Here is a 10,989-nt window from a genome sequence, read left to right on the forward strand (position 1 = left end):
TGCAGAATCCTTTTATTCAATTTCACATCGATCGATGCCATATCCGTTTTATATCATGTCGCAAAAACTGTGTCGAAGATTTTGAATTATTTTTAAATAGCCAAGCCTGGGCACCTGTTTTCGGCGTTTGATGAAAAGGAATCCCTAAATTCTGATAGCGTGCCGTGACATCTGGATGTGGATGCCCATAGCGATTGCGATAGCCATTCTGTGCAAAAGCCTGATGAGGTTCCAATCTTTTTAGAAGCGCCAAGGAAGAGGAAGTTTTGCTGCCATGATGTGGTGCCATAAAAATCAATTCCCTGTCGCCGATTTCATACAACATTTTCTCATCTAAGCGCTCAGTAACTTCTGCTTCACCTTGCTTTTCAACATCACCCGTTAACCAAAGCGAACTTTGTTGATTGCGTACCTCAAGCACGCAACTCATTTCATTGGGCTTCCCAGGATATTGATCAGCAAATACTATCTCTTCATGAGGATGCCAAATTACAAATTCGACACCATCCCATTTCCAACGCTGACCAAAGCGACAGGAAATGGCCGGAATCTTTCTTTTATGTAAATTTTGAAGTAATGGATTAGCGCTAGGCAAAGATCCCATCATCAAGTCAAATTGAATACTCTTCAGAAGTGTTGCAGCCCCACCAATATGATCACTATCGCTATGACTAATGACCATACGATCAATGTGATAGATCCCCTGGCCACGCAAATAGGGAAGAATTATTCTCTGACCTGCATCATCTTTCTTGCCTTGAATAGGCCCTGTGTCGTATAGCAATTTTCTATTAGCGGTTTCGATGAGAACTGCAGTGCCCTGACCAATATCAAAAACACTCGCCCTAAACTCTCCTTGAGCGAGATGTACATCTCCAAATAATTGGCTTGGCCAAAAAAATAAGGGGATAGATAAAAGGATGCCAAGCAATCGACCTCTCCATGTTTCACCAATCGGACCAGGTCGAATTGCATACACAATTCCACATCCAGCTATCACCAGCATCCACCACTCAGGCTGTTTTGACCAAGCCACAGACCAACTCCAACTCGCCATCCATTCCAGGATGACTGCAAGATATTCCATGGATGCATGCGCCGGCAATAAGAGCCAGCGGCCGATAAATTCTGGGAGTAAGGCACCGGCAATTGCCAGCGGAGTCACGATATAACTGACCAGCGGAATAGCAAATGCATTAGCCAGTGGTGAAACAATTGAAACTTGGTAAAACCAATACAAAGTCAATGGCAGCAGCGCCAGTGTGACAACAGCCTGGACACGGCACGCCTCACGAAGGGCTTGCCCCATACGATGCATCCAATGCGTTTCGAATTCTTTTCCCGTGGGAATGCCCAATAGACCAGAAGAATCCCCCATGGCATACAGAATGGCAGCTACAGCACCGAAAGATAACCAAAAGCCTGGCGTGTAGGGAGCCATAGGATCGATGAGCAACACGAATGCCAGAGCCCACCACCAGATATCAAAGGAACGTGGATTTCGGCCGGTCCATAAAGCGAATGCCACTACCCCAACCATATACATCGTTCTTTGCGCTGGAATCTGAAAGCCCGCCAACCAGGCATAGATAAACGCAGTTACAAATCCCGCTACAGCCGCTACCTTACTGACCGGAGAAATCAGTGGCCATGTGCGTCGACGCCATATAAATGCAGCAAATGAAGCGCCAACTCCTGCCAACATAGTTACATGGAGTCCAGATATAGAGATGAGATGCCCAATACCCGTTGCATTAAATACTTGCCAGTCATCTTGATCGATGGCGTTCTGATCCCCCATTACCAAAGCAATCAAAACACCTACATACCTCGCATCATCCGGCAGCATAGACTGAATCTTTTTTCGCAGATGCCATCTAGCAAGCTCCATGCGTAACTCAAACTCTGTCCAAGCGATATCTTTATCCAGCAATAACTCGCCAGACCTTACAGATCCGCTAGCTCCAAAGTCTTGATGAAAAGACCAACGCTCAAAATCAAAGGTATGTGGATTTAAGGAACCATAAGGTCGCTTTAGCTTTGCCCTGATCTTCCAGCGCTGTCCAGGAATTACCTCTGGAATCGCTTGAGGATTTCTCCAAGCAGGCTGCCAACTCAAATAGATTTTCTCTGGAAAGTAATTCAGGGCTTCTTTTCCAGAGAAGGCCTCGTCAACCTCAAAGGCAAACTTGGCGCCCGATGAATTACTTTGCGGCAATGCTGCAACTCTTCCCTTGAGCGTTAACTCCTTACCCTCCAACTCTGTTGCAAGAATATTCTTTAAGCGATTTTCAGCATACAAAGCATTCCATGCAAAACCTACTACAACTAGCAAACTAATCAGTGCAAATTTCTTTAGAAGAGATTCTGGATTAGAAAGCAGGATTGTCAGCAAACAAACTGCGCCAAAAGTAATGCAGGAAATGAGCCAATATTCTGGCAATTGCGGCAAAAATAAAAGGAGTAATCCCCCGGCAATGAATGCCGTAATAGCTAATCGCAAGAAATTAAGAGGCTAAGTTGAGACTTAAGAGCTGAGGAATACCTGCGCAGAGGGCAGACCAGCGTGGCAACACTTGCATTGCATTACCCCATATCGCCGAAGCAAATTCAGCATCACTGACACCCCTAACTAAGGCAAGTTCTTTTGCAATCCGCGGTAGAAAAGCAGGCTCATTAAAAGCAATACCCTCCCCTCTGAGCCATGCTGGTGGGATGTCGGGAGAATCTGTTTCAGTCACCATACTGTCAAGCGGCAATTCTTTTAAAAGTCTACGGATTTGCAAAGCGCGCTCATAAGTCGCTGCACCGCCAAATCCCAATTTAAATCCGAGCTCAATAAATTGCTCGGCCTGCTGAAAGCTGCCATTAAAAGCATGCGCAATTCCACTGGGGATACTTCGACGACGCAAGACTTTTAAGATTGCATCCTGAGAACGACGTACATGCAAGATTACAGGCAATTGATATTTCTGAGCCAAATCTAATTGCGCATTGAAAAAGAACTCCTGCTTATGGGGATCTAAATCCTCAATGAAATAATCTAAGCCAATCTCACCAACACCCACAAAGCGAGGATCAGATATAGATTCAACAATTCTTTTCTCAAGTGTTTCGATATCGCCCTCTTGGGCTTGATTGGTATATAGCGGATGTATTCCCAAGGTATAAACCAAACCCGGGATTTCTTGACTATATTGATGGGCTAACTCTCTAATATGAGCACAGTCAGCCATCTTCACAGCAGGCAATAGTATTGCTTTAACGTTTTTTTCAGCAGCCGCCTGAATAATTGTCGGCAATGAAGTTGCAAACTCAGGGGCATCTAGATGGCAATGGGTATCAATCCACATGGGATGCCCACTCACACAGAAAATGATTTTAATACTCCACGCTCTAAATGCAAGGTCCGATCACAACGCTTAGCTCGCACCGGGTCATGCGTCACGATCACAAAGGCTGTACCCTGATCTCGAGCGATGTCCAACATCAAATCAAATACGCCATCTGCAGTCTCGGTATCCAGATTGCCGGTTGGCTCATCTGCCAGAACGCAAGCGGGATTACCAACCAAGGCACGAGCTACTGCCACACGCTGACGCTCTCCTCCAGATAATTCACCTGGAGTATGGAGTTCACGTGCAGCTAAGCCAACCGCCTTAAGCATCTTGCTAGCGCGCTCCATTGACTCATCATTACTAAGGCCACGAATACGCAAAGGCAAAGCCACATTCTCTGCAGCACTAAATTCATCTAAGAGATGATGGAATTGATAAATAAACCCAAGACTATGGTTACGCAGTTGATCTAACTTCTTCACTGATAAGTTATTCAAGTTAGAACCAGCCAAAATGACGGAGCCAGCGCTTGGAGTATCTAAACCACCCAATAAATGAAGTAAGGTGCTCTTGCCAGAACCTGAAGAACCGACGATAGCCACCTTCTCCGATGGAGAAATATCCAAATCAATCGCTTTTAATACCTCTACGGCAGTGGGTCCTTGACCATAGGTCTTGGCTAAGCCTCTGGCTTTCAGCACTAAGCTATTGATATCACTCATAGCTGAATTACTCATAACGCAGGGCCTCCGCAGGTTGTACCTTGGCAGCACGACGACTTGGGTAAAGCGTCGCCAACACAGAAAGACCAAATGCCATTAATCCCACAGTCAGTACATCGCTAGTCCTAACATCAGAAGGCAATTCGCTAATGAAATACACCTCACGCGGCAAAAACTGCACACGGAAAATGGCTTCAATGACCGGCACGATGACATCAATGTTCAGCGCAATCAATAGACCCAATGCAACACCAACCAAGGAACCCAAAAGACCAATCGCCAATCCCTGAATTAAAAATATTCTTTGAATGAGTCCAGGGCTTGCACCCATAGTTCTCAGAATAGCAATATCGGCCTGTTTCTCATTAACCGTCATCACCAGAGTAGATACCAAATTAAATGCGGCTACGGCAATAATTAAAGTCAGAATGATGAACATCATCTTTCTTTCAGTCTGAACTGCTGCAAACCAATTGCGGTTTGATCTTGACCAGTCAGTGACCCAAAGCGCCTGAGGAACAATCGCCGCTAACTCATTAGCGACTTCTGGGGCCCGTTGCATATCATCTACCTTGACGCGCAGGCCTGACGGATCATGTAGGCGCAACAGGGCAGCAGCGTCCTTCCAATGCATGATAGCTAGAGAGCTGTCGTATTCATAATGGCCGCTGTCAACAATGCCGACTACCTGCAAAGTGCGCATCCGCGGCATAGCACCTGCTGGAGTTAAATCACTTTCTGGAACAATTAAATTAATACGATCGCCGACATGTGCACCAACAATGGCCGCAAGTTGTGCGCCTAAAGCGACACCAAAACTACCGGGCTTTAGATCATCAATATTGCCGTTAACAAATTGTTTTGGTAAATCCGAAACCTTACCTTCTTCGCTAGGCAAGATGCCACGAATAGCAACGCCACGCATTACCCCTTCGCGAGTCAATAAACCTTGAGAACTCACCATGGGTGCCACACCAATAACGTGTGGTTGAGCTGCAACCTTCAGCGCCAGTGGCTCCCAGTTTGCCAGTCCATCAGGAGCGGTAATCTCCACATGAGATAGCACCGACAACATACGATCACGCACTTCCTTTTGGAAACCGTTCATCACCGAAAGAACCACAATCAGCGCGGCAACCCCTAAGGCGATACCAGCAGTAGAAATCCCGGAGATAAAGGATAGGAAACCATCGCGCTTCCCCACCGTCTTACGACGCTTGGATCGGGTGTAGCGCAGGCCAATTTCTAGCTCAATAGGAAGTCTTAACATAGCCACAGTTTAGTGAATCGCGCAGACAAACTGATGGAATACTTAAATGCCACCTAAAATCAGGGGAATGACCGCAAATTCCACCCCCCCTAAGGCCCCGCTACGCCGCTTCACCCTGATGCTTTCAGGGGAAGATGCACTAGATGAGCTCGAAAGTAGAAATAGCCCCCATAAGGGACTGCCTCATGAGCGCTTTTTGCTCGGCGAATTGCTCCCTCTCGCCCCAGTCTTACTTCTTGGGCAATCCGCTCAAGCCGTCAATCCAAACGAAGTCATTGCCTGCTTACAGCCCGTTCATCTGCATGCCACTCGAGATCATCTTATTTTGATGGGGCAAAATCAGATTGATCTGACCCCCGAAGAGTCAGCTAAGCTTTTGCAAGTAGCGCTACCTTTTATTGAGGAAGATTTTCAGAGCTCTATACTTTTTTATAACCAGCATTATTGGTTTATTCCTGCCGGCCCATTTTCCAGCTTAGCAAGTTACAGCGTGGATCAAGCTCACGGCCGAAATATTGATTGGTGGATGCCGCGAGATACCACAGAAGAAGGTATCGCGAAACGTTGGCGCAAACTTCAAAATGAAATCCAAATGCTTTGGCATATTGGCCCCGTTAATGAAGAGCGCGGACAACGTGGTATGCCCAGCATCAACTCAATCTGGATTAGCGGCATCGGTAAGCTCAATGACGTTCAAGCGCCTGCATTATTAAAACAATCTCAGCGTCTCATCGGCTCACACCCCATTCTGGCTGGCCTATCCAAGCTATTAAGCCTTCCACACGAAATCGCCCTGGATGAGAATAATTTACTTGGTGCCTTCGCCTGGCTAGATCAACCACAAGCAGCATGGCCCCAGTTAAGTGCAGCACTGCATGGCAAACAACTAGATGAGGTTGTCATCATCGACTTTCCGATGGGAAAGGTACGTGAGCGTATTTTCACCGCTAAAGATCTCAATAAAAAATCTTGGGCCTTCTGGAAAAAAGCAGAGCCACTGACTTGGAAGGAAATTAGTCAGCCATGAGTTACGCATGAGTTTCATATGAGCTTATTTTCACAACGCCCCTTCTCAGAGCGCACTGCCACATGGTTAGCGCAGAGTGGCTTACACCCACTACTGGCTAGACTCTATGCTGCTCGAGGTCTGCAATCTCCAGAAGAACTCTCGCTCGATTTAAAGCAACTGCTTTCGCCAGTTGAATTGAAGAATTGCATCAGCACCGCCTCTTTACTCGCTGATATCCTTGAGAAAAAAGAGCCCATGCTCATCGTCGCAGACTATGACTGTGACGGGGCAACCGCTTGTGCCGTCGGTCTGCGCGGCCTACGCATGCTCGGCGGCCCTGATACCCCAATTCAGTTTCTAGTTCCGAACCGCTTTACGATGGGATATGGCCTCACGCCTGAGGTTGTTGAGTTGGCAGCACAGCAAACGCCTAAACCGAAATACCTGATCACTGTCGATAACGGCATTGCTAGTGAGGCTGGCGTTGATCGTGCTCGTGAACTGGGTATGGAAGTGATTGTGACCGACCATCATCTGCCTGGAGATAGCTTACCGAAGGCGCTAGCAATCGTTAATCCCAACCAACCAGGTTGTAGCTTTCCAAGCAAAGCTCTTGCTGGTGTTGGTGTGATGTTTTATATGCTGGTGGCATTGCGCGCTGAACTTCGTAAGCGTGGAAAATTCTCCAATGAAACTCAACCTAAAGTAGAAAACCTCCTCGACCTTGTTGCCTTGGGAACAGTTGCTGACGTAGCGCAACTCGATCGTAATAATCGAGTATTAGTTTCTAATGGCTTAAAACGTATCCGTGCCGGGATATCTCAACCAGGCATTCAGGCGCTATTTCAGGCGGCGGCTCGAGATCCACGCAAAGCTAATACCTTTGATTTAGGCTTTGCCATCGGCCCCAGACTCAATGCCGCAGGGCGTCTAGCGGATATGACTTTAGGCATTCGCTTGCTCCTCACTGACAATGCAGATGAAGCCCTCAATCTTGCACATGAACTCGATCGTATTAATCGTGAACGCCGAGTGATTGAAACGGGGATGCAAGAAACTGCCCTCTCTCATCTTGCCGAAGATCAACTTGACGGCACTATGGCTGAGCGCACCAGTATTTGTTTATGGAACGCAGAATGGCACCAGGGTGTTGTTGGTATTGTGGCTTCACGACTGAAGGAACGCTTTAATCGCCCAGCGATTGTGTTTGCCCCTGCCGATGGCAGCACCGGTGAAGAATTACGTGGCTCTGGTCGTTCACTGACAGGCTTTCACTTGAGAGATGCCTTAGACCTGGTTTCCAAAAGAGAACCTGGACTCATTTTGAAGTTTGGTGGTCATGCGATGGCCGCAGGCCTAACGATTCGAAAAAGTGATTTTGAAAAGTTTGACACCTGCTTTCAGGAGGTAGCAAGTAGCCTATTAACGGATGAGTTACTAGAGCGCCGCCATGCCCACGATGGCGCATTGGAGCTTTCTGAATTTACCCCCGAAATCGGCGACTTGCTCGCTGAAGAAATTTGGGGCCAGGGCTTCCCTCAGCCGGTTTTCTATGGAGAATTTGAGATTACCCAGCAAAGCCTCATGAAAGAAAAGCATTTACGACTGATGGTTCGCCCCATTGGAAGCTCTGAAATCAAGGCAACTGATAAACCAATTACCGCCGTATGGTTCAACCGCACGCAAAGCCTGCCGGCTAAAGCTAAATTAGCCTACCGCCTAGTTACCGACCGCTATCAGGGACAGGCCCGCATCCAGCTCATGATTGAAGCCCATGATGAGGCAGCCACCCCCTGAGGGTAGTGTGCAATAACCCCCTTATAATTAGGGGATGGAAGCTGAACAACTAAATACTATTTCGAATACCTTGTCCGACCTGCTCACCCGCGAGCAAGCTCTTCGGGGGTATCTTTGACTTCGACGTAAAGTCACGTCGCCTTACCGAAGTTAATTCAATTCTGGAAGATCCTACTATCTGGGATGATCAAAAGAAAGCGCAAGCGCTCGGCAAAGAAAAGAAATTGCTCGATGGCGTAGTTGCCACGCTTACCGATCTCAATACCAACATTACTAGCGCTCTTGAGCTGTTTGATATGGCCAAAGAAGAAAGCGATTTTGAAACAATCGGCGCTATTGAGAAAGATGTTGAGAGCTACAGCAAGATTATTGGTGACCTAGAATTCCGTCGCATGTTTCATAATGAGATGGATTCATGTAATTGTTTTATCGATATTCAAGCTGGTGCAGGTGGTACTGAAGCCTGTGACTGGGCCAGCATGCTCTATCGCCAATATCTCAAGTATTGCGAACGCAAGGGTTACAAAACTGAAATTCTTGAAGAGTCTGATGGCGATGTTGCAGGTATTAAGAGTGCTACCATCAAAGTCGATGGTGAATACGCTTATGGCCATCTGCGTTCAGAAACAGGAGTGCATCGCTTGGTTCGCAAATCTCCTTTTGACTCCTCTAATGGTCGCCATACTTCGTTTGCCTCTATTTATGTTTATCCAGAAATTGACGACTCGATTGAGATCGACGTTAATCCTGCCGACATTCGTACCGATACCTACCGCGCCTCTGGCGCCGGTGGTCAGCACATTAACAAAACCGACTCGGCTGTCCGTTTAACCCATATCCCAACTGGGATAGTGGTGCAATGTCAGAACGACCGAAGTCAACATCGTAACCGTGCTGAAGCGATGAGCATGCTCAAGTCTCGCCTTTACGAGCATGAGATGCAAAAGCGCCGCGCTGAGCAAGACAAATTAGAAGCCAGTAAGACAGATGTAGGTTGGGGTCATCAGATCCGCTCCTATGTTTTGGATCAAAGCCGCATTAAAGACTTACGCACTAACGTCGAAATCTCTAATACCCAAAAAGTATTGGACGGAGATTTGGATGCCTTTATTGAAGCCAGCCTGAAGCAAGGCGTTTAATTAATCACGAATATGAACGATAAAACGAATTTACCCCCAGCCACCGAAGCAGTTGATGAAAATCACATCATTGCAGAGCGCCGTGAAAAGCTTGCCAAACTTCGCGCTGGTGGCGTTGCATTTCCGAATGACTTTGTTCCGACCCATTTAGCTGCTGACCTACATACCCACTACGACAGCTTAACTAAAGAAGAGTTAGCCGAGAAGAAGGTTCATGTCAAAGTTGCTGGCCGTATGGTACTTAAGCGCGTGATGGGTAAGGCAAGCTTTGCCACCATTCAAGATCGCAGTGGTCAGATTCAGTTCTATATCAATGATGAGCTAAGTGGCGCTGATGTCCATGGAGCCTTCAAGCATTGGGATATGGGTGATTTCATCTCCGCTGAAGGCAATCTCTTTAAAACCAATAAAGGTGAGTTGTCTGTTGAGTGCAATAACTTACGCCTGCTCAGTAAATCATTACGTCCATTGCCAGACAAGTTCCATGGCTTATCGGATCTAGAGACTAAGTATCGCCAGCGTTATGTAGACCTCATTGTTAATCCAGAAAGTCGCAATACTTTTAAGGCGCGTAGCAATGCTATTGCTTCATTACGCCGCCATATGTTGGATGCTGACTTTATGGAAGTAGAAACGCCGATGCTCCACCCAATCCCAGGCGGTGCAGCAGCCAAACCATTTATTACCCATCACAATGCACTCGACATGCAGATGTTCTTGCGTATCGCACCTGAGCTTTACCTAAAGCGTTTAGTCGTTGGTGGTTTTGAGCGCGTCTTTGAAATTAACCGTAACTTCCGCAACGAAGGTGTGAGCCCACGTCACAATCCAGAATTCACCATGATGGAGTTCTATGCGGCGTATACAGACTATCGTTGGTTAATGGATTTCACAGAAGGTTTAATTCGTGCGGCGGCAATGGATACACAAGGAACGGCTGTATTAACTCACCAAGGTCGTGAACTTGATCTGAGCAAGCCATTTCAACGCTTGACCATTACTGAGGCCATCCTCAAGTACTGCGGTCAGTCTGGCAAGAGTTATGAAGCAGCCCAACTTGAAGATATCGACTTCATTCGCACAGAATTGAAAAAAGGTGGCGAGAATCCAGACGCCCCCACCCTCAAGAATGCAGGTATTGGCGCGCTTCAACTTGCACTCTTTGAATTAGTGGCCGAAGAGCACCTTTGGGAGCCAACTTACATCATTGATTACCCAATTGAAGTAAGTCCACTTGCAAGAGAGTCTGATACCCGCCCAGGCATTACTGAGCGCTTTGAGCTCTTCATTACTGGTCGTGAAATTGCTAACGGATTCTCAGAGTTAAACGATGCTGAAGATCAAGCTAATCGCTTCCGCAAGCAAGTGGAACAAAAAGAAGCAGGTGACGAAGAGGCAATGTACTTTGATCATGACTTCATCCGAGCCCTCGAGTACGGCATGCCTCCAACTGGTGGTTGCGGTATTGGTATCGATCGTTTGGTGATGTTACTGACTGATGCGCCAAATATTCGCGATGTAATTCTGTTCCCGCACTTACGTCGCGAAGAAGAGTAATCATTCCCGAAATAAACAAAAGGCACCCTGGTGAACTGACCCACAAAAGTTGGACAGTTTAGTTAGGTTAGCACGAGGGATTGAGTTCGGTAATTTACCGGGCTTAATCCCTTTAGTTTTTGTTTGATCCGATCATGGTTGTAGTAGTGGATATATT

The 10,989-nt window shown here is 46.9% G+C and carries 9 protein-coding genes; 4 read left to right on the top strand and 5 right to left on the bottom strand.

All coding sequences use genetic code 11. From position 1 onward, the window contains the following. Positions 1-22: 22 nt before the first annotated feature. Genes ICN34_RS11225 through ICN34_RS11240 form a run of 4 tightly spaced genes read right to left on the bottom strand, consistent with a single transcriptional unit; the run spans position 23 to position 5,330 of the window. The gene (locus ICN34_RS11225; RefSeq protein ID WP_255538662.1) at positions 23-2,503 is read right to left on the bottom strand and encodes a DNA internalization-related competence protein ComEC/Rec2; all 2,481 of its coding nucleotides are present in this window, start codon (positions 2,501-2,503) and stop codon (positions 23-25) included. Positions 2,504-2,507: 4 nt separating this feature from the next. Beyond that, positions 2,508-3,368 carry a TatD family hydrolase gene (locus ICN34_RS11230; protein ID WP_370624024.1) on the bottom strand — a complete coding sequence of 287 codons (861 nt, stop codon included), beginning with the start codon at positions 3,366-3,368 and terminating at the stop codon, positions 2,508-2,510. Further along, positions 3,365-4,075 (bottom strand): ABC transporter ATP-binding protein, encoded by a 711-nt coding sequence (locus ICN34_RS11235; protein ID WP_255538663.1) that lies wholly within the window; start codon positions 4,073-4,075, stop codon positions 3,365-3,367. The genes ICN34_RS11230 and ICN34_RS11235 overlap by 4 nt, the downstream gene beginning before the upstream one ends. Then, positions 4,068-5,330 (bottom strand): lipoprotein-releasing ABC transporter permease subunit, encoded by a 1,263-nt coding sequence (locus ICN34_RS11240; RefSeq protein WP_072583053.1) that lies wholly within the window; start codon positions 5,328-5,330, stop codon positions 4,068-4,070. The genes ICN34_RS11235 and ICN34_RS11240 overlap by 8 nt, the downstream gene beginning before the upstream one ends. A gap of 67 nt (positions 5,331-5,397) precedes the next feature. Between ICN34_RS11240 and ICN34_RS11245 the strand changes: the two genes are divergently transcribed. The 4 genes from ICN34_RS11245 (at position 5,398) to lysS (ending at position 10,832) form a co-directional block, all read left to right on the top strand. Next, entirely contained in the window at positions 5,398-6,357 is a 960-nt protein-coding gene (locus ICN34_RS11245) for a hypothetical protein (protein WP_255538664.1), read from the top strand. Positions 6,358-6,375: 18 nt separating this feature from the next. Then, on the top strand, positions 6,376-8,136 hold the full coding sequence (gene recJ, locus ICN34_RS11250; protein WP_216122711.1) for a single-stranded-DNA-specific exonuclease RecJ: 1,761 nt from the start codon (positions 6,376-6,378) through the stop codon (positions 8,134-8,136). A 34-nt stretch (positions 8,137-8,170) separates the two neighbouring features. Then, positions 8,171-9,275 (top strand): peptide chain release factor 2 gene (prfB, locus tag ICN34_RS11255; RefSeq protein ID WP_216122712.1). Its coding sequence is split into 2 segments (ribosomal slippage): positions 8,171-8,242 and positions 8,244-9,275, totalling 1,104 coding nucleotides; the frame shifts between segments, so codons are not numbered across the junction. A gap of 12 nt (positions 9,276-9,287) precedes the next feature. Continuing rightward, positions 9,288-10,832, top strand: a complete 1,545-nt coding sequence (gene lysS, locus ICN34_RS11260) for a lysine--tRNA ligase (protein WP_216122713.1) — start codon at positions 9,288-9,290, stop codon at positions 10,830-10,832. Between the two features lie 62 nt (positions 10,833-10,894). Here the strand turns inward: lysS and ICN34_RS11265 are convergent. Next, positions 10,895-10,989, bottom strand: a 95-nt coding sequence (locus ICN34_RS11265) for an IS3 family transposase (protein ID WP_216122719.1), incomplete at its 5' end; no start/stop codon positions are given.

Origin of the sequence: Polynucleobacter sp. Tro8-14-1 (assembly GCF_018881655.1) — a bacterium.
Classification (GTDB): Bacteria; Pseudomonadota; Gammaproteobacteria; order Burkholderiales; family Burkholderiaceae; genus Polynucleobacter.